The organism is Neomoorella carbonis (assembly GCF_045278715.1).
Taxonomy (GTDB): Bacteria; Bacillota; DSM-521; order Neomoorellales; family Neomoorellaceae; genus Neomoorella; species Neomoorella carbonis.
Map to the genome: position 1 here is coordinate 1,913,418 of NZ_CP136420.1, position 24,253 is coordinate 1,937,670.

Annotated in this window: 24 protein-coding genes, 6 tRNA genes, 1 pseudogene and 1 riboswitch; of the genes and pseudogenes, 2 read left to right on the forward strand and 29 right to left on the reverse strand. The window is 55.4% G+C overall.

The genetic code is table 11. The annotated features are described in order from the left end of the window. Positions 1-8: 8 nt before the first annotated feature. The 6 genes and pseudogenes from nadE to MCACP_RS09905 form a co-directional block, all read right to left on the reverse strand. Positions 9-737, reverse strand: coding sequence for an NAD(+) synthase (nadE, locus tag MCACP_RS09880; RefSeq protein ID WP_406676605.1), 729 nt, complete (start codon positions 735-737; stop codon positions 9-11). A 333-nt stretch (positions 738-1,070) separates the two neighbouring features. Further along, positions 1,071-1,412, reverse strand: a complete 342-nt coding sequence (locus MCACP_RS09885) for a spore coat protein (RefSeq protein ID WP_406676606.1) — start codon at positions 1,410-1,412, stop codon at positions 1,071-1,073. A 17-nt stretch (positions 1,413-1,429) separates the two neighbouring features. Continuing rightward, positions 1,430-1,630, reverse strand: a complete 201-nt coding sequence (locus MCACP_RS09890) for a spore coat protein (protein ID WP_406676607.1) — start codon at positions 1,628-1,630, stop codon at positions 1,430-1,432. A 115-nt stretch (positions 1,631-1,745) separates the two neighbouring features. Further along, positions 1,746-1,931: pseudogene (locus MCACP_RS09895) on the reverse strand (glutaredoxin family protein); the annotation flags it as partial. 127 nt (positions 1,932-2,058) lie between these two features. Next, positions 2,059-3,414 (reverse strand): aspartate aminotransferase family protein, encoded by a 1,356-nt coding sequence (locus MCACP_RS09900; protein ID WP_406678735.1) that lies wholly within the window; start codon positions 3,412-3,414, stop codon positions 2,059-2,061. Between the two features lie 127 nt (positions 3,415-3,541). After that, positions 3,542-4,930 (reverse strand): radical SAM protein, encoded by a 1,389-nt coding sequence (locus MCACP_RS09905; RefSeq protein WP_406676608.1) that lies wholly within the window; start codon positions 4,928-4,930, stop codon positions 3,542-3,544. 235 nt (positions 4,931-5,165) lie between these two features. Between MCACP_RS09905 and MCACP_RS09910 the strand changes: the two genes are divergently transcribed. Beyond that, positions 5,166-5,396 (forward strand): DUF1657 domain-containing protein, encoded by a 231-nt coding sequence (locus MCACP_RS09910; protein WP_406676609.1) that lies wholly within the window; start codon positions 5,166-5,168, stop codon positions 5,394-5,396. 84 nt (positions 5,397-5,480) lie between these two features. On the opposite strand, the gene mdh is transcribed toward MCACP_RS09910, so the two are convergent. The 23 genes from mdh to MCACP_RS10025 all read right to left on the reverse strand — a co-directional run bounded on the left by mdh (position 5,481) and on the right by MCACP_RS10025 (position 23,231). Next, entirely contained in the window at positions 5,481-6,500 is a 1,020-nt protein-coding gene (gene mdh, locus MCACP_RS09915) for a malate dehydrogenase (protein WP_406676610.1), read from the reverse strand. A 402-nt stretch (positions 6,501-6,902) separates the two neighbouring features. Continuing rightward, a tRNA-Leu gene (locus tag MCACP_RS09920) sits at positions 6,903-6,991 on the reverse strand. 101 nt (positions 6,992-7,092) lie between these two features. Continuing rightward, the gene (locus tag MCACP_RS09925) at positions 7,093-7,527 is read right to left on the reverse strand and encodes a PaaI family thioesterase (protein WP_406676611.1); all 435 of its coding nucleotides are present in this window, start codon (positions 7,525-7,527) and stop codon (positions 7,093-7,095) included. 278 nt (positions 7,528-7,805) lie between these two features. Then, positions 7,806-7,881 (reverse strand) — tRNA-Cys (locus MCACP_RS09930). 11 nt (positions 7,882-7,892) lie between these two features. Beyond that, positions 7,893-7,967, reverse strand: a tRNA-Gly gene (locus MCACP_RS09935). A gap of 96 nt (positions 7,968-8,063) precedes the next feature. Continuing rightward, the gene (locus MCACP_RS09940; protein ID WP_406676612.1) at positions 8,064-8,741 is read right to left on the reverse strand and encodes a potassium channel family protein; all 678 of its coding nucleotides are present in this window, start codon (positions 8,739-8,741) and stop codon (positions 8,064-8,066) included. 194 nt (positions 8,742-8,935) lie between these two features. Continuing rightward, on the reverse strand, positions 8,936-9,760 hold the full coding sequence (locus tag MCACP_RS09945) for a hypothetical protein (RefSeq protein WP_406676613.1): 825 nt from the start codon (positions 9,758-9,760) through the stop codon (positions 8,936-8,938). A 143-nt stretch (positions 9,761-9,903) separates the two neighbouring features. Beyond that, on the reverse strand, positions 9,904-11,055 hold the full coding sequence (locus MCACP_RS09950; protein WP_406676614.1) for a M24 family metallopeptidase: 1,152 nt from the start codon (positions 11,053-11,055) through the stop codon (positions 9,904-9,906). Between the two features lie 66 nt (positions 11,056-11,121). Then, positions 11,122-11,197, reverse strand: a tRNA-Phe gene (locus MCACP_RS09955). A 5-nt stretch (positions 11,198-11,202) separates the two neighbouring features. Next, positions 11,203-11,279: transfer RNA gene (locus MCACP_RS09960), tRNA-Asp, on the reverse strand. Positions 11,280-11,284: 5 nt separating this feature from the next. Then, a tRNA-Val gene (locus tag MCACP_RS09965) sits at positions 11,285-11,359 on the reverse strand. 226 nt (positions 11,360-11,585) lie between these two features. Continuing rightward, positions 11,586-12,392: an SPL family radical SAM protein gene (locus MCACP_RS09970; protein WP_406676615.1), complete on the reverse strand. Its 807-nt coding sequence runs from the start codon at positions 12,390-12,392 to the stop codon at positions 11,586-11,588. Positions 12,393-12,471: 79 nt separating this feature from the next. After that, a complete protein-coding gene (speB, locus tag MCACP_RS09975) occupies positions 12,472-13,329 on the reverse strand; it encodes an agmatinase (protein WP_406676616.1) in 858 nt (285 codons plus the stop codon). A 49-nt stretch (positions 13,330-13,378) separates the two neighbouring features. Then, positions 13,379-14,230, reverse strand: coding sequence for a polyamine aminopropyltransferase (gene speE, locus MCACP_RS09980; RefSeq protein ID WP_406676617.1), 852 nt, complete (start codon positions 14,228-14,230; stop codon positions 13,379-13,381). 73 nt (positions 14,231-14,303) lie between these two features. Continuing rightward, complete coding sequence (locus MCACP_RS09985; RefSeq protein WP_406676618.1) at positions 14,304-15,920, reverse strand: Na/Pi cotransporter family protein; 1,617 nt, start codon at positions 15,918-15,920, stop codon at positions 14,304-14,306. A 4-nt stretch (positions 15,921-15,924) separates the two neighbouring features. Beyond that, a complete protein-coding gene (gene phoU / locus MCACP_RS09990; protein WP_406676619.1) occupies positions 15,925-16,662 on the reverse strand; it encodes a phosphate signaling complex protein PhoU in 738 nt (245 codons plus the stop codon). 23 nt (positions 16,663-16,685) lie between these two features. Further along, positions 16,686-17,201: a molybdopterin-guanine dinucleotide biosynthesis protein B gene (mobB, locus tag MCACP_RS09995; protein WP_406676620.1), complete on the reverse strand. Its 516-nt coding sequence runs from the start codon at positions 17,199-17,201 to the stop codon at positions 16,686-16,688. Positions 17,202-17,231: 30 nt separating this feature from the next. After that, positions 17,232-18,518: a molybdopterin molybdotransferase MoeA gene (locus MCACP_RS10000; RefSeq protein ID WP_406676621.1), complete on the reverse strand. Its 1,287-nt coding sequence runs from the start codon at positions 18,516-18,518 to the stop codon at positions 17,232-17,234. Between the two features lie 54 nt (positions 18,519-18,572). Next, the gene (gene mobA, locus MCACP_RS10005; protein ID WP_406676622.1) at positions 18,573-19,190 is read right to left on the reverse strand and encodes a molybdenum cofactor guanylyltransferase; all 618 of its coding nucleotides are present in this window, start codon (positions 19,188-19,190) and stop codon (positions 18,573-18,575) included. A 23-nt stretch (positions 19,191-19,213) separates the two neighbouring features. Beyond that, positions 19,214-20,254 carry an ABC transporter ATP-binding protein gene (locus tag MCACP_RS10010; protein WP_406676623.1) on the reverse strand — a complete coding sequence of 347 codons (1,041 nt, stop codon included), beginning with the start codon at positions 20,252-20,254 and terminating at the stop codon, positions 19,214-19,216. A gap of 46 nt (positions 20,255-20,300) precedes the next feature. Beyond that, entirely contained in the window at positions 20,301-21,092 is a 792-nt protein-coding gene (locus MCACP_RS10015) for an ABC transporter permease (RefSeq protein WP_406676624.1), read from the reverse strand. A gap of 19 nt (positions 21,093-21,111) precedes the next feature. Then, positions 21,112-21,936 (reverse strand): molybdate ABC transporter substrate-binding protein, encoded by an 825-nt coding sequence (modA, locus tag MCACP_RS10020; protein WP_406676625.1) that lies wholly within the window; start codon positions 21,934-21,936, stop codon positions 21,112-21,114. Positions 21,937-22,114: 178 nt separating this feature from the next. Next, positions 22,115-22,254: riboswitch (molybdenum cofactor riboswitch) on the reverse strand. Positions 22,255-22,316: 62 nt separating this feature from the next. After that, complete coding sequence (locus tag MCACP_RS10025) at positions 22,317-23,231, reverse strand: selenium metabolism-associated LysR family transcriptional regulator (protein ID WP_406676626.1); 915 nt, start codon at positions 23,229-23,231, stop codon at positions 22,317-22,319. A 67-nt stretch (positions 23,232-23,298) separates the two neighbouring features. Between MCACP_RS10025 and MCACP_RS10030 the strand changes: the two genes are divergently transcribed. Beyond that, complete coding sequence (locus MCACP_RS10030) at positions 23,299-24,252, forward strand: L-lactate dehydrogenase (RefSeq protein WP_406676627.1); 954 nt, start codon at positions 23,299-23,301, stop codon at positions 24,250-24,252. The last annotated feature ends 1 nt before the right edge of the window (position 24,253 follow it).

The following is a 24,253-nucleotide window of genomic DNA, read 5'->3' on the forward strand; positions in this document are numbered from 1 at the left end:
CCGGCGCCCTAAAAGGGCGGTACCAGGGGCAGCCGCCTTTTGTGGGCACTGGCGGCGGCCATTGCTTCTATCTTTTCTTTCGCCGCCGGCGGCGCTTCTCCCGTCAGGAGATAATGATCCAGGACGGCATAGCTGAGGCCCATCTCGCCCTCGTCCGTCTGGCCAGCCCACAGCCCCGCTGAAGGGGGTTTAGTAATAATCCTTTCCGGCAGTTTTAAATAACAGGCCAGTTCCCGTACCTGGGACTTCACCAGATTGGCCAGGGGCAGCAGGTCTACACCGCCGTCGCCATACTTAGTAAAGTACCCTACCGTTAGCTCGCTTCTATTACCGGTGCCGATGACCAGGTAATTGCGCTCGTTGGCATGGAAATAAAGGGTCAGCATCCTGAGGCGCGGCTTTAAGTTGGCCAGGGCCAGGCTCCGCTGCTCAGCTGCATAAGGTTTTCCCGTCAGCAGCAACACCAGCTGGTCGTAGACGTCATCCAGTACCACCTCTACCACCGGTAGCTCCAGGTGCCGGGCCACAAGCCACGCATCCTCAGCATCGGCCGGGTCGCTATGGCAGGGCATGATCAACCCCACGCAATTATCCGGGAAAGCCAGCCGGCAGAGATTCGCCACCACGGCGGAGTCAATGCCGCCACTTAAACCCAGGACTGCCCCTCTGGCTCCAGCTTTGGTAACCTCCTCTCGCAACCAGGCTACCAGATCCGTTACCATTTTGGCTGCATCCATAATTTTTTACCCCCCGGACCGCTAAACCGGCTCCAACCACAGGCCGGTAGCAGCAGATTTTAGCCGCCGCCTGAGGGCCTTTCCCGCTGCTACGCCTCTTTGCCGCTTGTGGCAGCGCCCCCTTGCACTGCCCAGGAACACCGGGTGACCACACCGGACGACTGGCTTGAGCTAAAAGTCCAAGCTACATACCTCCATTTTCGACGCAGAGACGCCAATTCCTGCCGCCGGAATGATCGGTAAGGCCGGTATAAAGATAGCCTCCGGCAGCTGTCCCCGACCGGAGGCATTTGTTCGTCTATTGTTCTGAAGGCCAAATTCCCTAACAATTACCTACACTCGGTACTGGGGTATTCCGCCACCCATCTGGGGCGTCATCCCCATCTGGCCACCTATCATGCCGCCCTGCTGGAGCTGGATTTGTTCCTGCTGCAGGCGCTGCTGCAGCTGAGCTATCTCCTGCTGGCTGGCCATGTCGAGCTGGTACCACCCTCGTGCATGCATAATATCCCACACAGCCTTCAGGCAGTTCTGCTCATCATGATAAACGGTCATAAAATCCCGCCGCAGTTGATCATTGGCGCACTCGGTAATCGCCATATTATAGGAGCTGGTTAAAAGCTTTTCGCTGGCCAGACAATCGCTGCAAATGGTCTTGTCATCAAAAAGCTGCATAGGCTTGCCTTCCCCCTTTACATCATATGCTGCCCGCCAAGGTGGCGGATCAGGGTATTATAGTGGCGCTGGTGGGCCTGCTGCACAGAACTCAGGACCTGCTTCAACTGGGGATCGTTGCACTGGGCCGCATAAGCCCCGAATTTCCGGATCATCAACAATTCGTTACTTAAATTTTCCCGGAGCTGCATTAATTCGGCTTGGGTTAAACCAGCCATCGTATGGCCTCCTTCCGTATATTAATTTTACCAGGGATCATTTTTCCCCACCGTCTGGCGCCTATACATAAAAATGGCAACCAATAAAAACCAGGCCGGGGTACTTACCCCGGCGTTAATGAAATATTTTATTCAAGCGATTTTCATCAAAGCCGACAATTACCTGGCCGTCAACGATCAGGGTGGGCACGGCGGCCAGGCCGCCATTGCGCCGGCATAATTCCTCCCTGGCTCGGTCGTCAACGCTAATATCCTTTTCTTCATAATTAACGCCATGCTGGGAAAGATACTCTTTCACCGTTTTGCAGGTGGGTCAGGTCGGAGTAGTGTAGACGATTACATTATCTGGCATCAGGCTTTACCTCCCGGGAGACTTTTTTCTTAGTCTGCCAGGAAGCCGCCAGCTTTATGCCTTTCCGTATAACCTTCTATTTGCGTTTCAACAAGGAACCCAGAGCTGTTTTGGCGCTGCTTAAAGTTACACCGATAAAGCCGTATCCGTGCAGGATAGTTTCCAGGGCCGCCAGCACCTGCTGAATCTCCTCTTCGGTGACAATCAAAGGCGGTTCCAGGCGGATAACATTGGGGTTATTTAACGTATAGGCCGTAATCACCCTGTGTTTATTCATCAGCTCCCCTGCCACCAGGGACCCGAAATATTCCCCGGCCAGCTCATTCACCTTGCCCCGGGTAAGCTTGTCGAGCCACCCGCCTACGGGTTGGTTAAACTCCAGGCCGATGAGGAGACCCCGGCCGCGGACGTCTTTGATGAGGCTATATTTCTCTTTAAGCTGCCGCAAACGCTCCAGGAAAAAGCGCCCCCTGGCTGCCGCCTGACCCGCCAGGTCTTTATCCAGGATGCTCTGCAGGGCCGCCAGGCCGGCAGCCGCCGCCAGGGTATTGCCGCCAAAGGTGGATGTGTGGAGCAAAGCTTTATCCATACTACCGTAGGCTTTATCCCAGACATCAGGCCGGGCAATATAAGCGCCAATGGGTATGACGCCGCCGCCCAGGGATTTGGCCAGGCACATGATATCCGGTACCACGCCCTCATGCTCGCAGGCAAAGAGATAGCCCGTCCGGCCAAAGCCCGTCTGGATCTCATCGATGATTAACAGGCTCCCGTAACGGTCGCAGAGGTCCCGCGCCCCCTTGAGATAGCCGTCGTGGGGAACAATAACACCGCCCTCACCCTGAATGGGTTCAACGATAAAGGCAGCTACATCGCCACCGGCCAGTTTGGCCTCCAGGGCCCCCAGGTCGTCATATGGGACCGCCTCGCAGCCAGGCAGTAAAGGAGCAAAAGGACGCTGGTATTTCTCCCGCCCGGTGACCGACAGGGAGCCAAAGCTTTTACCGTGAAAGGAATTGCGGCAGTAAACGATCTTTTCCCGGCCGGTGGCGGCGCGGGCCAGCTTCAGGGCGCCCTCCACGGCCTCAGTGCCGCTGTTGCAGAAAAATACCCGCTCCAGGTCCCCGGGTGTAACTTTAGCCAGATTGTGGGCCAGGGCGGCGGCCAGGGGATTTAAAGAGGCCTGGAGAAGATTGGGCCGTTCCATGACTCTTTTTACGGCAGCCAGTACCTCCGGCGGGTTATGACCCAGGTTGAGGGCGCCATAAGCGCCCAGGAAGTCCAGGTAGCGCTTGCCATCCCTGTCCCAGACGGCAACTCCTTGCGCCCGGACAAAGGCTTTGTCAAAATCCAGCAGGGCCAGCATCCCCGCCAGGCCGGGATTGACATAGCGGCGATATAATTCCCGCGTCTCCTGGCGGGAAAACTCCATGGCCTCTTCCAAGCTAAATAACTTTTCCTCAGCCAATCTCTTCACATGCCTTTCCAGAAAATAAAATAAAAATGACCTCAAGAGCCTATCTCTCAAGGTCATTTTACCATCTTTACCCGCTTTTTGTCTAATGGGCCCGGCAACAATTTTCCTCCTCCGCTGCTGCAGCTACAGCTTTTCCTTCCTCTGCCCAGATGCGGTCGGCCACCTCTCCCCAGGCCCGGGCATAAGGGGCCAGCTTGGCGGCAAACTCCGCCGCTGTCTCGGCATCATGCAGCTGGGTCGAGCGGGCGCCCGACTCGGCCACTATGTCCCGCAGCATCTCCGGGTTGTCAATAAGGGGGCAGGGACGGCGCAGGTTCTGGTTAAAGGGCTGGCGCTTCTGGTAGGCCCGGAAAAGGGGATTCTGCAGGGCTTCCACCAGGCTGATGTTCTTAATATTGCAGGTACTATAGTGGACAAAGGCGCATGGCTCCACTTCCCCGGCCGCGTTAATGTGGAAATAACGCCGGCCACCGGCGATACAGCCATTGCTGGCCTCGCCGTCGTTCCAGAAGTCCACCAGGAAGATGGGCTTGGTCCGACGGAAATACTGGATACGCTCAAACATCCAAGCCCGCTGTTCCGGTGTGGCCATCATTTCCAGGTCCACGTCTTTGCCAATGGGAATATAAGTAAAATACCAGCCAAAGGCAACCCCTTTGTCTACCAGCATATCAACAAAGGCGTCGCTGCCAAGTTCCTCGGTATTATTGCGGCTGTAGGTTACCGAAACTCCATAGACGGCCCCGGCGGCCCGCATGAGGTCCATGGCCTGCATCACCCTGGCGAAAACGCCTTTGCCGCGGCGGCTATCAGTTCTTTCCTCAAAACCTTCCAGGCTTAAGGCTACCGTAATATTACCCAGGCGGACCATATCGTCGACAAATTTTTGATCAATTAAAGTTCCGTTGGTAAAGAGGTGGAAAACCTGGTCGGGGTGCTTCTCTGCCAGCCGGATAATATCATCCCGGCGCAGCAGGGGTTCGCCGCCGGATAGAACAATAAAATTAATGCCCAGCTTCTCGCCCTCGCTAACAATGCGATCCATGGTAGCAAAATCCAGCTCTTGCGCCCGCTGGTAGTCGCCGGCCCAGCAGCCCAGACAATTTAAATTACACTTTTCCGTTGGGTCCATAAGGATGGCCCACGGCACGGCAACACCGAGTTTTGCCGCCCACTCCTTCTGCCGCGGCACACCGATGAAGGTCGAATTAACAAAGAAGTCCATAGCCAGGCGCTGCCTGATATTGGGATGGGTCTGAGTCAGCAACCTCTGGGCAAAACGGTACCAGTTGCTATTTCTGTCCTCCAGGACCCTCTTAACATTAGCCACCATCTCCCGGTGATAGGGATCCCGGGCCAGTTTTTCCGCTACGGCAATCAAGCGGGGAATATTCTTTTCCGGGTTATTGAGGATTAATTTTACCCCCTGCTCAAGCAACTTTTCCCCCACATAAGTTGCCGCCAGGTTCACGCGGGAACCTCCTTTCCGCTTAAAAATGACAAAATGGTAGCAAGACGTTTTACAACGTTAGCTACCACCTCCCAAAACACCCAAAAGACCAATTTTTGTTTTTATTATACGCTTCTGACCATAGCTGGTCAAGGGTTCCCTTACGGGCAGAAAATGCTTCTTATATTATTCTCTTTTAGGGTCCAAACTATCAACTGGACAGGGACTCAATACTGCAAAGGAGGGCTTTTAAAAAATGACTGTTGGCACCAAAATGCACCAGACCCTCACCAGCCTGGAAGGCGCCGCTGCCGATCTGAAAACCTACGCCCTGGAAACCCAGGATCAAAACGCCAAGAAGCAGTTTACCGATTACGCCAACCAGCTCGAAAATATCGCCCAGGGCTTAAAAGGTCGAGTTAACTATCTGGAGAGCCAGGAACCCCAGTACAAAGTTTTCCAGCAGGCGCAAGGCAAGATGCAGTAACGTCCCTTTAGCATAGCCCCCGTAAAAACGGGGGCTTATATATTTATAGCATATGCCGGGATGGAAAAGAATACAACGCTATTTTTACCCTACCAGTTCAAGCTTCCCCCTCTGGTAATGGTATTTTGGCGGGAGAAAACCAAGGCGTATCAAATCTTCGACAAGCTTTACGACGGCAGCTACGGAGCTGGCAAACATCTTTTGTTCTTCTTCATTCAGAGTGATTTCAATAATCTTTTCTACCCCGTCTTTACCAAGGATTGCCGGGACGCCGACATAATAGCCATCAACGCTATATTCGCCCTGCAGGTAAGCACAAACTGGTAAAAGGCGTTTTTCATCGTGGAGAACGGCTTCCATCATCTGGAGGGCAGAAGCTGCCGGGGAATAAAAAGCCGAACCATTTTGCAGCAGGGTTACAATTTCCGTACCGGCATTGCGGGTGCGTTCAATGATGCCGTCAATTATTTCCCTGGCCCTGGCACTGCTGCCATATTTTTCTTTGAGAAGCTCCATTACGGGGATACCGTTAACGTTAGCATAACGGATAAGCGGCACCATTTTATCGCCGTGACCACCAAGCACCAGGGCATTGATGTCTTTAACGGAAACACCCAGCTCCCAGGCTAAGAAGGTAGCAAAACGGGAGGAGTCAAGAACACCTGCCTGGCCATAGACCCGATTCGTCGGAAAACCGGTTACATATTGCATAAGGGTAACCATAGCGTCCAGCGGGTTGGAGATAACAATGACATGGGAATCGGGAGCGAATTTTTTAATGTTTTCACCGACCGTCTTAATGATATTGGCATTGACGGTGAGCAGATCGTCGCGACTCATGCCCGGCTTGCGCGGGACACCTGCCGTCACGATGCACAGGTCGGCACCTTCGATATCCTTATAGGTATTCGTCCCGAAAAGCTTAATGTCAAACTGGTTAATACGGGCCGCTTCCGCTATGTCGAGGGCCTTGCCCTGGGGCATGTTTTCAATGATGTCGTACATAACAACATCGCCGAGCTGACGCTGGGCGCACAGCTGTGCCAGAACGCCGCCGATCTGACCTCCGCCGATCAGAGCAATTTTTGGACGTTTAAAAGCCACAGTAAACACCCCTGTTTAATTTTTGTATGTGCCCTCTGCCTAAATCCTGTTACCAGAGTTCAGAACGCGCGAAGACGATGTTGACAAAGTATAATGAATACAGCCTTTAGTATAATGTATACATCCATTAATGTATAAATTAGCTATTTTTTTTGATTCTCCTTCTAAGATATGAAAAAGTTTTCCACAAAAAATTTACCGTGGGAGAGCCGTGGAACCATCAGTTCATTAAAGTTGCCGGGCCGCCAGCCGGCTACCCGAAAACCGGTTTCATTTTTATGAATAAACACGGCAGCAACCCAATCCTACATTGACAAAAACGTCAAAGGGCGTGGCGGGCTTAGCCTTTATTTATGCACCAATGCATAAAAAGAAAAAAGGCCTTTCAGGCCTTGATTTTTCTGGTGCGAGAGGCGGGACTTGAACCCGCACGGACCAAAAGGTCCACGAGATTTTAAGTCTCGGGCGTCTGCCGGTTCCGCCACTCTCGCAAGCAAATATTATTATAGCATATAACGAGAGGGATATTCAATACCAACTTTTACTGAGGATTTAAACTTTATAGCCAACCGCCAGAGACACCGGGGATATTTTACCGGGCATTGTTGCGTACATAAAATATTCCCCCCGCCGTTGCCACCGTCTGGCTGGCAGTAGCCAATCTTGCCTCAGTTACTACTATCCGCTCGCCGTTATGGATTATCATTCCCCGGCACTCTATCACCTGACCGGCTTCAACCGGCTTTAAATAACCCACCTGGAGATTCAGGGTAACAGCATTCTTACCGGTAGAGCGTACGGCAATACCCATAGCCCGGTCGGCTAGAGCGGCATACACGCCACCGTGGAGGGTGTGCCAGTGGTTGAGATGTTTAGGAAGCACTTTCAGGCGCACCAAGCTGCGCCCCGGCCCTACTTCTACTACTTCTATTCCCAGTAACTCGGCAAAGGGATTGTCCGGTTGAACGATGGCCTGCCATTTTTCCGCATCAATTTCGCCCGCCGGCCAGGCAAAATCCCCTCCCATAGTGCCACCCCTTTTTTTACAATCGCAAACTGGTTACCTTTAAAAAAATGAACCGTGCCTTAAAACCTGCCATGTCCAGCACCAGAAAAACCGGAAAGAAGAACTAAGAAAGTTGCTCCAGCAACAAAAGGAGGAACAATTACATCCTAACAGTTAGCTGCTGATATGTCAACTTTTGGGAAGTAAGATGCTTCATAAGACGCAATTCACAAGCAGTGCCTTGATAAAACAAAAAGGCCACTTTGCCGTTGTGCAAAATGGCCTTCTCGCAACCAACCTGGAGGCGCGGGCCGGATTTGAACCGGCGAATAGCGGTTTTGCAGACCGCGGCGTTAGCCACTTCGCCACCGCGCCATGATAAAAAATGGAGCGGAAAACGGGATTTGAACCCGCGACCCTCGCCTTGGCAAGGCGATGCTCTACCGCTGAGCTATTTCCGCTCGCTCATTGCATGTTAGATTATAGCACGGGCACAAAGTCCTGTCAAGCATTTGCAGGCTCAAAGCTAAAGTAGTATTACGGGATAAGCCAGGCTATCACTCTTCCCCACTCTCGACCCTGCCCGTCAGAATATACTCCAGTTCCGCCTGGACAGCAGGATTAGCGAGGGCAAAGACCAGGTCCCCTGCTTCCAGTACCGTATTGCCACATGGGACAATGGCCGTATCACCTCGGACAATAGTAACCAGAATACATTCATTGGGAAAGGGTATCTCCTTGATTTTCCGCTTCAGGACAGGGGCATCAGGACCAAGTTTAAACTGGATCATTTTTAAATCCTTAATGCCCTGCATCCACAGAGCCGTAGTCGCATCCATATCCACCCTTTCCTGGATTAACCCCAGGATAAGGGACGCCGGGCCAATTACCTGGTTGACCCCCAGCCAGCGGAAGAGCTTCTCATTGCCGGGATTATTTACCAGGGCCAGGGTACGTTTGGCTTTAAACTGGCGCTCTGCCAGCTGGCAGATTACCAGGTTATCCTGATCGTCATCCGTAATAGCAATAACTATATCAGCGTCTTCAGCGCCGGCCTTTTTCAGCACCTGCGGCCTGGTGCCGTCACCAATGACTACCGGCAGGCCAAGTTCCTGCTTTATTTTCTCACCCTTTTCCTGGTCATGTTCTACCATCACTACTTCACAGCCCCAGGCGGCACACTGTTTGGCTACCTGGTAGCCTACCTTACCGCCACCGACTACGACAATCCTCATGACTCAACCCCTCTCTGCAATAACTATTCGCCACCACATCTCCGCTTCCTGCCGCTGGCAAATTTTATTCTTTCCAGGATAGTTTAGGCAGGAATGGCTATCTCTGTTACCTGGATGGTTTATACCTGATCGGTAAAGCTTTTGACGCCGCCCTTCCGGGCGGCGTCAAGGTAACAAGGTTAATATTATAATATTTAACTTATCCCGAGGACTTGCCGGGCCTCTGCTAGTAGCTCGGCCCGCGTCGGAGGAGGTATTGGCTCAGGTCTTCCGGCGATCCGGGCAATCCGGCTTAATGCCTGCCATCGATGCTGCATGCGGCTATACAGGTGGGTGACGTAATCCGCCAGCTCGCCATCAAGCCAGGCCTGCAGGTAATTGCGGACGTAATCACCGGCAGAGGCATCCCCGAGTTTGTAATAGGCAGCCCGGGTGCCCCGGACTCGGCCACTGGTAGTATAGGGCAGCCACCAGGGCCGGTAGGGATCGTCGCCATTATCGCTGTGTAAATAACGAATGTATTTGTTGTCGGCGAGGGCCGTCAGGGCAGGTTTTATCCAGAAGCGGGCAGCGGCACCAACATGTAAAACACGGCCTTCCCCCAGAAGGAGCAGGTGCCACTGGACGGCCCGGGCCTGGCGCAGGTAAGTACTCCCCGCCCTGGAAGGCACACCCTGCAGCTGGAGGATGACAGCTTCATCCGGGGAGATTTCCCCTTCCATGGCCATGCGGGCAGAGTTAAAGCTGATTTCCTGCTTATTCTGTTCCTGCAAAGACCTTACGGCCCGTAAGACCTCTTCTTCCAGTTCCGGCCAGATGATGTTTGTCCTGCCCTTCCAGTTGGAGCCGAGCTTGGCAGCCACTCTTTCCAGCTGGGATTTAACGGTACCCTGCTGTAAACCTAAGGCTGTGGCTATCTCCCAGCGCTTTAAACCGGCCCTGGCCAGCAAGGCCACCTGGAGTTCGAGTTTAGCTAATTTAAGGCGGGCATCAATAACTTTCTGGCAACCTGAATCCATTGGGCTCTTTATACTCCACCACGGACAGAATGTCTGTAACTCAACTCTTATACATATTCGGCAATTAAGGATATAATCCTGCTACCTCGCGCCCCTGTTACCAGGCCTGATGGTCGAAAGGAAACTTGATGCCGATGTTTTACTTAATAAGTCAGGCTTACTGCTCCTTTTTCCGTAACCACATACGTATCCTCCACCCCGGCGCTGCCCTGGCCCGGAAAGACAAATTTGGGCTCCAAAGCAAAAACCATCCCCGCTGCCAGGACGGTATTATTCCCCCTGGCGATGACCGGCCACTCGTTTAATTCCAGCCCGATGCCGTGGCCGATATAACAAACCTGGCGGCCGTGACCCATAAAATGTTCGCCCAGCCCGGCCCGGCCGGCCATAGTGACGGCCAGGTCATAGAGCTCGCCTGCCGTAACACCGGGCCTGGCCTTCTCCGCCACCCTGGCTGCTATTTCCATGGCTACTTCCTGGGCTTTCTGCAAAACAGGCGCCACGGCTGCATCCAGGTAAATGCGCGTCTGGTCGACGGTATAATCGCCGTAAACGCCCGCGTAGTCAATGAGCAGTGGTTCCCCCTTTTCCCAGCGGCGCCGGCTGGGACCCAGAGGATACAGAGGGGTGAGGCCACTTCCGGCCAGGGGTAAGTCGTAACAGGAAACCAGGGCGGCATTGGCCCCGGCCGCAACTATGCCCGGTATCATTCCCTGCTCCTGGCCACGGAAACGTTTCGTACCCTGGTGGCCCAGGCGGCGGGCGTAACCTTCAAACGCGGCGGCGATTTCCAGCTCCGTCATTCCCGGCTTTATCACGCTGCTTATGTACTTGAAGACTTCAGCGTGCCTGCTCGCCGCATAGCGCAGGGCGTCGAGTTCCGGTCCGGACTTGACCATGCGCTGGGACCGCAATATTTGACTTATGTCCACCCACTGGCAGTCCGGAAAAATCTCCTGGTAACGCCGGAATAGGTTTAAAGAGATGACATCCATTTCTAAACCTAAACGCTTTAGCCCGCGCCAGCCGGCTTCGGCCAGTAGTACGGGTATTTCTCTGAAGCTCTTAAGGGGCAGTACCCGGTTTAAGGCAGCCTCGGCCTGCGCCCTGGCGGTATCCCGGTAGGCCAGGAGTAAAGGCTCTCCCATTGCGGGGATAAAAAGGTGGCAGCTCTGGGCCGTACCGCTAAGGTAATACAGGTCAACGGCCTGGAAAATAAGAGCACCGTCTAGTTCCCGGGCCTGCAGGGCCTCCTGGAAACGTTGGATTCGCTCCTTGTATTCAGTCTTGTTCATAGCCGGCCTCCGTAAATTAGTTTTGATAATAGAAAAGGCCTGGTATCTCCAGGCCTTTGGCAGTACTGGTGCCTCAGGGCGGAATCGAACCGCCGACACGAGGATTTTCAGTCCTCTGCTCTACCAACTGAGCTACCGAGGCATATCTGGCGGAGCCGACGGGATTTGAACCCGCGATCTTCGGCGTGACAGGCCGACATGTTAAACCGCTACACTACGGCTCCTTTTATGGTGGGCAGTGGCAGGATTGAACTGCCGACCCCCTGCTTGTAAGGCAGGTGCTCTCCCGCTGAGCTAACCGCCCCCATTAACCTGTTGCGTTAGTTATTATAGCATGGTCCTGCCGGGAAGTCAAATATTTTTCTCTCCTTCCCAGTCAGGTCACTGCAGGACTTTTTGAACTAAGTTCCACCATCTGGTTCCAAACTTTGCCTTTATCCCCTCCATTATATAAGCCCCAAATCCAGAAAGTAGAAAAGGGAATGGCGCCACCCTCGCTGGCAAATTGACAAAAACGCCACACCACGGCGTCAAGTGTTGCTGGTAGTTCCTGAACGTCCCGCCGGTGGCCAGTTTCTATACAGCCGTTGCCGGTAGGCGGCCGGGTCGCGGCAAGCATGTTCAAAAACGCTCTTAGCCCGGGGCCAGTACCTGGATATAAGTTCTCTAATACTAGCAACCGCCGCCGGGTAAAAATTTAGCGGGTCAAAGTCTACTTCCTGCGCGCCGGCCCTGGCGGCCGCTTGTGTTATGGCGGCAAGATCTTCAGGAGCATCCGTCAGGCCGGGTATAACCGGGGCGACAAAGACCCAGGTCTTGATGCCGGCCGCAGACAGTTTTTCCAGGGCCGCCAGGCGCCGCGAGGGAGACGGCGCGCCGGGCTCCAGCAGCCGGGCCAGCCTGTCATTCAGAGTAGTAATGGTAAAGCCGACCTCGGCGGCGGGCATTGCTTTTAAGAACCCCGCATCTCTGATGACCAGGTCGGACTTGGTGAGGATAGATACTTCCAAACCGCTCCGGGTTAATAGTTCCAAACACCTTCGCGTCAGGCCATATTTTCTTTCGACAGCCTGGTAAGCATCGGTAACGCTGGCCAGCATTACCTTTCCTTTTTTGGGGCGCCGCAACTGGGCGGCCAGCACTTCGACAAAGTTGGTCTTCACCTGGACGAAGGCGCCCCATCTTTCCCGGCGGCCCCTGAAACGCGCCATGCAGCTGGCGTAGCAATAAATGCAGCCATGGCTGCAGCCGGTATAGGGGTTCAAACAATAATCAAGGCCGGGAATGCGGGAACGATTTAGGGCGCTGCGACAGGCGGTCTCATATAATTTAAACATGCAGCCTACCTATCTCTCCACTCCGGGTGGGCAGAGTTGACAATATCAATGTCCGGTGACAATACTTTTTCCTCACCTGCTAACCCCAGGCGAGGATGGCCTCGCGGGTGATTTTGCCTGCCAGGATGGCGGTAATATTGCCGTGATCGTAGGCCGGGCAGACCTCTACCAGGTCAAAGGCCACTACCCTGGCCTGGCGCAGCAGGTAGATAACCTGCAGGATCTCCCGGGGCGTACAGCCCCCCGGTTCGGGGGTCCCGGTGCCGGGAGCGAAAGCAGGGTCCACGACGTCGATATCTATGCTAACATAAAGGGGGCGAGAGGCCAGTTCGGGTACCAGCTTCTCCAGGGGGGTGGTGATGACGTCCATAAAAAAATTGGTCTCTTCCTGGCCGTAAGCGAATTCGCCCCAGGTACCGGAACGGATGCCAAACTGGTAAAGGTTGCCCGGGCCGATTTCCTCCGCCACCAGGCGCATGACGGTGGCATGGGAAAGCCTTTCCCCCAGGTATTCCTCCCTCAGATCGGCATGGGCGTCAAAGTGAAGGACGGCAAGACCCGGGTAGTGGCGGCGGGCCGCCCGGATAAGGGGATAGCTCACCAGGTGCTCCCCACCCAGGAATAAAGGAAGCTTACCGTCCTGGAAAAGGGCGGCAGCAGCCGTCTCCATACGTTCCAGGTTGACCTCCACCCGGCCCGGTACCAGGTCGAGGTCGCCGGCATCGTAAAAAGGCACCTGCCCCAGTTCGCGTTTAAGGTACGGGCTGTATTCTTCCAGGACTTCGGACACAGCGCGAATGGCCTGGGGGCCCCAGCGGGCGCCGGGACGAAAGCTGGTGGTGGCGTCAAAGGGGATGCCCGCCAGGACCACCCGGGCGGATTCATAATTATCGCTGCTGGCCAGGAAACCCCGGCTTTTTACATAACCCGGCAACACTTAGTCTATTCCCCCAGTTCATCCATTATTTACACAATCCAGTTAGCGCCTAAAACTCCTCTTCGTCCCGCTTTTCAAGAATTTCCTGGACAAAGGGCGGCAGGGCAAAGGCTGCCTGGTGAATGGCCGGGGTGTAGAATCGGGTCACAAGCTGGGGCGCCTTTTTCCAGTCAACCTCCAGGGGATCATACTCCTTGCTCCCCAGGCTGAAGCTCCAGAGGCCGCCGGGGTAGGTGGGCACTGTGGTCAGGTACAGGCGGGCAATAGGGAAAATTTCTGCCAGGTCCCGCTGAATACGCCGGATTAGCCTGGCGTTAAAAAGGGGGGACTCGGTCTGGGCGACAAAGAGCCCGTCCGGCTTTAAAGCCCGGTAAACGTTACGGTAAAATTCGGTGCTGAAGAGCCCTACCGCCGGGCCAATAGGATCGGTGGAATCAACAATAATCACGTCATAGGTGTTTTCCATTTGGCGGACGTGCTCGATGCCATCTTCAAAACGGATCTCCACCCGGGCATCATCCAGGCCGCAAGCGATCTCCGGCAGGTATTCCCTGGCGTTGGCCACCACCCGGGCGTCAATTTCCACCAGGGTGGCTTTTTCAATGCTGGGATGTTTGATAATTTCCCGGATTACACCGCCGTCACCGCCGCCAATGACCAGGGCCGTACGGGGATTGGGATGGGTATTTAAAGGTACGTGGGCGATCATCTCGTGGTAAAAAAATTCATCACCCACTGTAGTCTGGATTATGTTATCCAGAAGCAACATGCGCCCGTAAGATTCCGTTTCCACCACAGCCAGGTCCTGGTAGGGTGTTTTTTCATGATGCAGGGTTTTTTTCAGCTTGATGGATAGAGCCAGGCCGGGGGTTTGCAGTTCAGAAAACCAGATGCCTTGCAAAGTTAACAACTCCTTCCCTTTATCCAGAAAGCTATCTTAGCAAAAAAATAACTTTACCACAAGGGCCTGCAAGTTAAATAATCCCCATAACCGCCTGGGCTATGCTGACGCTATGCATGTTGAGGCGCAGGAGCTGGTTGATGAGATCCATGTGGATGGACGTGGTTTCTAAACTGAGGCGGTTCTCCTGCTGCAACCGCTGGAAATGGGAGTAGCGCAGGTTCTTCTCCAGGCGTAAGATTTCAGGATGATCCCTTATGACCCTGGCGGCCAGGGCTTCGTCATCGGCGGCGAAGGCCTGGATGGCCGTCGCAAAATTCTCCTTGACTTTATTAAACATCTCCTGGAGTTCAGCCTGCCCCGCCGGGGAAAACTCCACCCCGCTGGCTTCAATTTTCCGCCACTGGTGGGCCATTTCCACGACCACGTCGCCAATATGCTCCAGGTCATTGGCTATATAGAGGAGCTTGGTCTGGGCCACTAACTGGTCGTCGGTAAGGTTGCCCTGGTTCAACTGGGCGAGATACCTGGCCACCGCCCGGTAAAGATAGTCAAGGATATTATCCAGGCTGCGCAGCTTTTCCAGTAATTCCACTTCCCGCTCGGCCAGGGGCTGCATCACCCGGGGAAACATCTCTTCCCTGATGATGCCGGCCATGCGTAAAAGCTCCTGGGTCGCACGGGCCAGGGCCAGTTCCGGTATATCCAGCACTTTTGTATCCAGGTACTTGGCCACTTTTTCTTCCGCAGGAACGTTGGGGAGTAGTCTTTCCATAAGACGGCCTACCTGGGGAGTAAAGGGAAGAAAGAGAAACATGTTAATAACATTAAAGAGGGTGTGGCCGTTGGCCACCTGGCGGGCAATATCCGGAGAAGTCAGCCGGGATAAATAACTGTACAGTCCCAGAAAGGGTAGAAAGAGGAGGGTACCCGCCAGCTTAAAAAAGAAATGGGCCAGGGCTACCCTTTTGGCTTCCCGCGACAGGGCAATGCTGGAAATGAGGGCTGTAGCTGTGGTACCCAGGTTGGCCCCCAGGACCATGGCCAGAGCCGCTTCCAGGGGCAGGGTACCCTGGGCGGCCAGGGTCATAGCCAGGACCACTGTTGCCGCGCTGGCCTGGACAACGCCGGTAAAGAGGGCGGCTGCCAGCATCATTAGCCAGGGGTGGGCGGCCAGGGGGCTCAAGGCAGTTTTAAAGCCTGGCAGGGTATTTAAGGGTGCTACGGCCGTACCCATAAGGGCCGCCCCGTAAAAGATAAGGCCAAAACCGAGGATAGCCTGTCCCAGGTAGCGCCAGCGCAGGCGCCTGGCAAAGAAGTAGGGTATGATGCCGGCCACCACGGCCCACAGGGCGTAGTCGCTGAGGCGCAAGGCAATAAGCTGGGCCGTCAGGGTAGAGCCAATAGCCGCCCCCAGGATGACACCCAGGGCCTGGCCCAGGCTCATGAGTTCCGCGCTGACAAAGCCTACCAGCAGCACCGTCGTGACAGCGCTGGTCTGGAGGAAAATGGTCACCACCAGCCCCGCCAGCATACCAAAGAAGCGATTTTTCGTTACCGCCCCCAGGAGCTGCTGTACCTGGCGGGCCGCCGCCTTTTGCAGGCCGGTACTGATGAGATGCATGCCAAAAAGGAAAAGGGCCAAACCACCTGCCAGCCCGGTGGCAATGGGGAATATCAACGAACTCAAGCTATTATCCCTCTACATTACCGGAGCTGGTCCTCTTATTGTCACACCCCGGCAGGACTGTTTTCTGAGGCCCCTGGTAGTCTTTAAAGGCGCGGCGCTGTCCTGTCTCCCGGTAGACGACCATCTCGGCGACGTTCACGGCATGGTCGGCAATACGTTCCAGGTAACGGGCCACCAGGGCGAGATAACTGGCCTGGTCGACATACTCCGGCCCCTGCTTCATAAAACCTACCAGTTCGTCGTACAGCTCTTCAAAAAGACGGTCGACGGCATCATCGGCCCGGACTATTTCCCTGGCTGCCTCCAGGTCGCGGTCTACCAGGGCCTGGAGGCTTTTCCTCAGCATAGCCCGGGCCAGGTCACTCATGCGGGGAATATCTACCAGGGGTTTGAAGTATGGTCCCAGGCGGGCGAGACGGCCGGCTATCTCGGCAATATTGACGGCATAATCGCCGATGCGTTCCAGTTCCTTGCCTACCCGCATGACGGTAGCCAGGGTACGCAGGTCTTCCCCTCGGGGTTGTTGTAGAGAGATCAGGTCCAGGGCCGCCATCTCAATGTTGTAATCCAGGTCATCGGCCAAGTTATCGCCCTCCACCACCAGGCGTGCAAGGTTACAGTCCTGGGCCTTAAGGGCAGCCAGGGCTTTATCCACCTGGTCAGCAACGTAGTCACCCAGTTGTAGGATGTTTTCTTGCAGGTTCATTAACGCCCGGTCATAAGCATTAAGTGGCCGGCCCATGTAATATTCCTCCTCTGCCCATCTTAATTTGCCCTCCGCTTCCTGCCTGCCGGGGCGAGAATCCGCTCTTCAATCAGGTCCACCAGGCCCGCGGCGTCAGCCAGACCATAACAAGGGACGTCAATGGCCAGGGGCTCGTCTGTAGCCACGGCCAGAAGTTCTTGCGGTTCACACAGGAGCTCGCCGCTTACAGCCGCACGGTGGACTTCAATCTTAGGCTTGTCACCGCGCTTGTAGCCTTCAGTGATAATCAGATCGACATTCTGAATGCGTTCTGCAATGGCATCCAGAGGAAGCTCTGCATCAACTTTTTCAATGAGAGCCATCTTGCTGGGTGAAGAAATTACGACAACGTCGGCCCCGGCTTCCGCGTGGCGCCAGGTATCCTTACCAGGGCGGTCGATGTCAAAGCCGTGGGTATCATGTTTAATAGTTGCAACCCGGTAACCCCGCCGCTTTAACTCCGGAAGGAGTTTGGTCAGTAATGTTGTCTTCCCGACATCAGATTTGCCAACTACGGAGATAACAGGTGTACTCATGTTATCACCAAAACCTCCATTCCCATTATTTTACTCAATCATTATCACCCGGACTTCTTCCCCGGCCGCGGGTGCTGCGTGTGGAGGTAAATCAATCAAAGCGTTGGCCCCTACAGCAGCGCGAATGCCGCCGGGTCGGCGCGGCAAGGGTGTAACCTCCCAATAACTGCCGCAGGCCCGGGCCCGCGCCCAGTGAAAAGTTCGTTCCGGTCGCGGCCGGTCGATAGCTTCCCCCAGCCGGGCTAAAAAAGTTAGCGGTGCCGGCTCCCGGCCACCGAGAGCTCGGATAACTGGCACCGCCAGGAGGTAAAACAACACCAGGGCCGCCGGCGGCGTTCCGGGCAGGCCCAGCATCAATTTTGCCCCCGAGCGTGCAGCTGTGACCCGTCGTCCGGGGCGAATATCCAGTTCCGTAAAGAGTATCTCGCACCCGGTCCGGCTAAAGGCAGCAGGTGTAAAGTCAAAGGGGCTGCCGCCGGCGCCGCCGGTGGTCAGAAGCAAATCCCCTTCCTGCAGTCCCCAACGGTAGGCCTTTACCTGTTCTTCCAGGTTGTCGGCTAAAAGGCCCAAGGATATTGCCTGGCCGCCGGAGGCTTCTACGGCTGCTGCCAGGGCATAAAAGTTACTGCTATATATATAGGGAGGAACATTGACATCAGGATAATCTGCCATGCGGTTAGGAGGGTTCCCTGCCTGATTGTCACCCGGGAGACTTTTCCCTGGACCGGCCGGGTCCAACAACTCGCTTCCGGTGGTAGCCAGGATCACCCGGGGCCGCTGGTAAACCAGCACTTCCCGCAAACCCAGGGCTGCTAGAAGGCCGATTTCCGCAGGTCCCAGGGTGGTACCGGCGGCCAGTATCTCCTCCCCGCCTTTCACTTCGGCTCCGGCCGGTTCCAGATAGCGGCCGGAAGGCAGGCCGGGTATGCTGATAAATTCTCCTCGCTGTTTTACCAGCTCCCGGGGAATAATGGCCACCGTCCCTGCCGGAGGACGGGCACCGGTAAAAATGGCTGCCGCCATCCCCGGACTTAAGGTGATGCCGGGGTTGCTGCCGGCCGGAACCGTCCCCACCAGGCGGTAGATTGCCCCCGAACCCGCAGATTCGGCGGGGAGGGTAGCGAAGGCGGGAACCGGCGGCCCCACGGCGTAGCCGTCGACCAGGGAACGGGGAAAAGGTGGAAAGGGCCCCGGGGCTGTTACCGCTACCGCCAGGACCCGTCCGGCAGCCTCCTCGAGTTTTACTTTAACCCGGCCGGGCGGTTTTAACCCGGTCAGTAACATCGCCCGGGCTACCTCCAGGGATAAAGGTGGCATTGCGTTACATCCTTTCGCCAGGAATATATGAATTTATTCCCCTTGCGCTATCTATCAAGGCCGCACTTCACGGGAGGTGGTACTGTCCCGCAGCATGCGCCGCGCCCGGGCCAGGTCGTCCGGGGTGTTGATATTGAAGAAAATCTTCTCCGGGTCATTGGAACCAACCAGCCGGTCAACATCCACATAACGCACCTTTACCCGGGGATAAAAGGCAAGGGCCTTGTACTTTCCCTCTATCAGGCAATTTTCAATGGCTTTTATACAATCCCGGGAATAAACGGCGTGCAGAGGCTGCAGGTACTCACCCCGGCGCGGCACTACCACATCGTAACCCGGAGCCTGTTCAAGGAGATACATTATAAAACTCGGTTGCAGGAAAGGCATATCGCAGGCCACGATAAAGTTGTATCGATAAGTTGAAGCCAGGAGGCCGGCATGAAAACCGCTTAAAGGTCCCCGGCCGGGGATAACATCCGGGACCAGGCGCGCCTTTAAGTCACGGTACAGTTCCGGGGTATTGGTGACAACGATTATGTCGGAAAATAACGGCCGTAAAGCTGCCACGACCGTGGCCAGCATGGATTCCTTCCCCAGGGGCAGGAGGGCTTTATTGGTACCCATGCGGGTGCTTTTACCTCCTGCCAGGACGATCCCGGCTGCTTCGTACACTGCCAGTTGCGCCTCCGTTAAGTTTACTCCTTGAACAGGTGCAAGGCATTCTTCTTTAAGGATACCATAATTTGATCACCTGGTACCAGGGATTCCTTTTGATAGACATGGCGCGGCAGCAACATCTCAATATCGTAAGCGTCCCCTCCCAGGCGCAAAAAAAGGCGGTATCCCTGAACTTCAGGAACTACGGTTACTATTTGTACTTGCAAAAGGTTCTCCCGGACCGGCCGGTTTAAAGAACGCCCGGGTCGGATAAACATTACGTCTTCGGGCCGGATGCCGAAGACCACCCTTTGCCCCGGCTTCAAGTCCGCATAGGGCAGCAGTACCTCAAATTTCTCACCGGCAACGAGGAGCACGTCGCCTTCCCGATCGCAAGCTTTAACCCTGCCCTCCCAGATATTGCGAAAGCCCACGAAACGGGCCACCTGCCGGGTACGGGGACGATAAAAGACTTCCTCCCGCTTCCCCACCTGAAGTATGCGGCCATTGTCCATAACGGCGATCCGGTCGCCCAGCATATAGGCTTCCTCCAGGTCATGAGTCACCAGGATCATGGGTACCTGGAAGGAACGGCGTACGGCCAGGAGGTCCTGGCGTAACCTGGTGCGGATGAGGTTATCCAGGGAGGCAAAGGGCTCGTCCAGGAGAAGGAGGCGCGGCCGGTTGAAAAGCGCCCGGGCCAGGGCCACCCGCTGCTGCTGACCGCCGGAAAGTTCGCCGGGACGGCGTTTTTCTAAACCCTTAAGGCGCAGGAGTTGCAAAAGAACCTGCAGGCGGGTTTCCTTTTCGCCAGGCGACATCCGGGGCGGTGCCCCGTAAGAAATATTGCGGGCCACGTCCAGGTGAGGAAAAAGTCCGGGGTGCTGCAGGCAGTAGCCGATGCCGCGCCGGTAGGGGGGTAAATTGATCGGCTGCTGCCCTGCCAGGCGGCGGAAAAAGGTAAGGTCGTTATAGGTTATAATGCCGGCATCAGGGGTCACCAGCCCGGCAATCATATTGAGCACGGTAGACTTGCCCGCCCCGGAGGGACCCAGGAGGACCAGGACCTCCTCACCCAAGGTTAAAGCCACCTGCACTTGAAAATCGCCTTTGGTTTTCTGGATATCAAGCGTAAGTATTGTCTTCACCCCCTGCGGCAGCCTTTTTAACCGCCAGCAGGACAACAAAGGAAATCAAGACCATCAGGGCCGCAATCACCAGGGACACCTCCAGGTTGCTGTCCAGGGCCATATAGATGGCCAGAGGCAGGGTTTGGGTTATCCCCGGCATGTTGCCGGCAAACATTATGGTCGCGCCAAATTCTCCCAAGGCCCGGGCCCAGGTCATAAGGGCACCGCTCAGCAGGGTTGGCAAGGCCAGGGGAAGGGTTACCCGGTAAAAGGTCTGGAGCGGTGTTTTACCTAGAGTGAGGGAAATCTCCTCTAAGGAGGGAGAGACGGCGGCAAAACCGCTACGTGCCGCCTTGAGGTAAAGGGGAGCGCTGACAAAAACCTGCGCCATGATGACTGCCATGGTGGTAAAAGGCAGAGTAAGGCCCCACCTGGCCAGGAGGGAACCCAGCAGGCCACGCCGCCCAAAGGCCATGAGCAGGGCTATCCCGGCCACAGCCGGCGGCAAGACAAGTGGTAAATCCAGCAAAGTATCGATAACCTCCCGGCCCGGAAATTGCCGGCGGGCCAGGAAGTAGGCCAGGGGGGTACCCAGGATGACCGTTAGTACCGTGGCGACAATGGTAGTCAGGGCGCTGAGCTTTAAGGCCTGGAGGACGACCGGGTTCTGGAGGGTATGGTCGAGTTCAGGCCAGTTGAGGTTAATAAAGATGCTGGCTACCGGCAGGATTATATACAGGATAAAAAGGAGGCCGCCCAGGGCCGGCCAAAAGGGAAGACGGCGCATGCTGGAAACTCTCCTTAAACTATTCTGCTGTCAGGAAGCCGTACTTGGCCAGTATTTTCTGCCCTTCCGGGCTTAAGATATAGTCTACCAGTTCCCGTGCTAAGCCACCTTGCGTGGTACCTTTCACTACAGCAATAGGGTAGGTAGCCCTGACGTTGGCTTCCGGCGGAAAGGGGATAGTCGCCAGTTTATCCCGGTAGGAAGAACTGATGTCGGTAATATAAACGATGCCCGCATCGGCCTCACCCAGGGCTACTTTAGCCACTACCTGGCGTACAGTAGTCTCCTGGGAAACAACTCGCCCTTCCACCTTTTGCGGGTAGTCCAGGCCATAGAGGCCGGCCAGCTTCTGTAACACCTGACGACTGTAGTTGCCGATGGGCACTTCCGGGGCGGCCAGAGCAATTTTGCCTTTACTGGCCAGGTCGGCGGCGCTGGTAATCCCTGCCGGGTTGTTTTTAGGGACAATAATGGTCAGGCTGTTGGCAGCAAAATTACGTGGTTGTTCTACCAGACCTTTATCTACCAGTTCCTGCATATATTTGGGATCGGCGGAAGCAAAAATATCGGCAACTATGCCCTGTTCGATCTGGGTACGCAGTTGCTGGGAACCGCCGAAATTAAATTTAACGGTGACACCAGGGTGGGCCTGTTCGAAGACCCGGCCGATTTCGTTGAAGGCGTCGGTTAAGGAAGCGGCAGCCAAGACCACCAATTTTTTCTGAGATGGCAGTGACGATTGCTGTGTGTCTTGTTTTGTGCCGGCTGACCGACAGCCGGCCAGGGACATTATTGCTGCCAGCACGGCTACCGCCAGCATGCCCGGCTTCTTCCAGGATTTCATTTTCCTCTCCCCTTTACCTGCGGGACCTATCCCGCTGGGTTCTTGCTGTCAGCGTCCGGCACCCCCTCATTACCGTTCTCATTGCATCCATCCTCAAAAAGATAGCAGTTTTACCTCCCCCTAATACTGCCGGGTAAATATAAAACCCCGGCTCGCAAAGGATGCCGGGGCGTCAATGCCCTGCCACGCCGCATCTCCTTTCCGAGCAAGGGGAGGCAGGCCCGTTTCCCGGCCTACCCCGTGGGTACTGACGACCCAGGCCGGTGTCCCATAGGCTGGTGGCCCTTAGGCGATACCGGCTCGGAGATGGTATGTAATTATATCTCATCATACCTTTATCCTTTTGTCTCGTCAAGATATTTTAAGTCCTGCGGTCACGATTAACTATCGACAGGTAAAGGTAGCTGGAGATGATGTTTTTCCAAAAAACAGGTAAAGGCCTCGGCTGCCGGGCTTAAAAGCTGGCGGCGCCGCACCAGGTATAAATCGCGCTTTAAATTTACACCCTGGAGGGGAACAGTAAAGAGGCGGCCGAGTTTGACGCTTTTTTCCACCGCCCAGCAGGTGACCAGGGAAATACCCAGGCCGGCCTCCACGGCACTGACAATGGCTTCCGTACTACCCAGCTCCATGACGATCTGGGAAGAATCAACGGTGAAACCGGCTTTCTGCAGGCGTTCTTCCACCACCCTGCGGGTACCTGAACCGGCCTCCCGCCAGACCAGGGATTCACCCTGTAAATCACGGGGAGTTGCGGCTTTAACTCCGGCCAGGCGGTGCCCTGGAGGAACAATGAGGACCAGTTCATCCTCTACCAGGCGACTATAGGAAAGGCTCCGGCCCCGCCCCCCGGCGCCGACAACCCCAAGGTCGATTTCTCCATCCTGCAGGCGCCGGATCACCTCCTGGGAGTCAGCAATCTCTACCACGACCTCCACCTGGGGATATTCCCGCCGGAAACTACCAATCAGGCGGGGCAGGATATACTGGCCCGGCGTAGTGCTGGCTCCAAGAAGCAAACGGCCCTTAACCAACTGGGTCAGTTCTGCCAGTTCCCGCTGGCTTTGTTCCAGGTGGCGGGCAATGGCTTTAGCATGCCGGTAACAAATCTCCCCGGCCGCCGTCAGCCGTACTTCGCGGCCCCGGCGTTCAAGTAAACGCACACCGTAGTAATCCTCCAGGGCCTGAAGCTGTTTGCTAACCGCCGGTTGGGTAAGGTGCAGTTCCTCGGCTGCCGCGGAAAGTGTACCTTTTTCTACCGTGGTAATAAAAGTTAACCAGTAATTGAGGTTCATGATTTATAACTCCAGTTGCCGTATAACCCTCCTGATAACAGTAGAGAATATACGTGGAGGTGATATTATGCCCCTGCAGGGCCCCGCCAAGGTAGCCATCATCGGCGCCGGCTATGTTGGCGCCAGTACCGCTTTTGCCCTCCTTTTCAGTCCCATCGTCAAAGAAATAGTCCTCGTCGACATTAACCGCTCCCGGGCGGAAGGGGAAGCCATGGACCTCGCCCACGCGGCCACTTTAATCCGCCCCGTAAAAGTTTATGCCGGGAACCCGTCCGACTGCGCCGGTGCCCGCATTATTATTTTCACCGCTGGTGCCAACCAGCAGCCCGGGGAAACCCGCCTGGACCTGGTACAACGCAATACGGCCATAGTCCGTGAGGCCCTGCCGCCCCTTTTGCAGCACTGTCCGGATGCTTTAATCCTTATGGTTGCCAACCCGGTTGACGTCCTAACCTATGTGGCCTGGAAGCTCTCGGGGCTACCGGAAAACAAAATCCTGGGCTCCGGCACTGTCCTGGATAGCGCCCGTTTCCGCCACCTTTTGAGCCGGCACCTCCACGTCGACCCCCGCAATATCCATGCCTATGTAATCGGCGAACATGGTGATACCGAAGTTCCCGTCTGGAGCCTGGCCAATGTGGCCGGGGTAGACCTGGATGAGTTTTACCTCCTGGACGGTACCACAGAAGAAAACACCTTCCGTAGTGATATTAGCCGCCGGGTCAGGGAGGCGGCCTATGCGATCATCGAACGTAAAGGGGCTACCGCTTATGGTGTAGCCCTGGCTTTAAGCCGGATTACCGAAAGCATTCTCCGGGATGAAAAGAGCGTCCTCACCATTTCCAGCGTCATCCGCGGTCTTTACGGGCTCGAAGGTGAGGTAGCCTTAAGCTTACCCTGCATCATAGGCAGCCAGGGGCGGGAAAAGGTCCTGGCCATTCCCCTGGGAACCGGGGAACTGGCCGCCCTCAGGCACTCGGCGACCACCCTCCAGGAGATTATCACCCGGCTCCGGCTTTAGG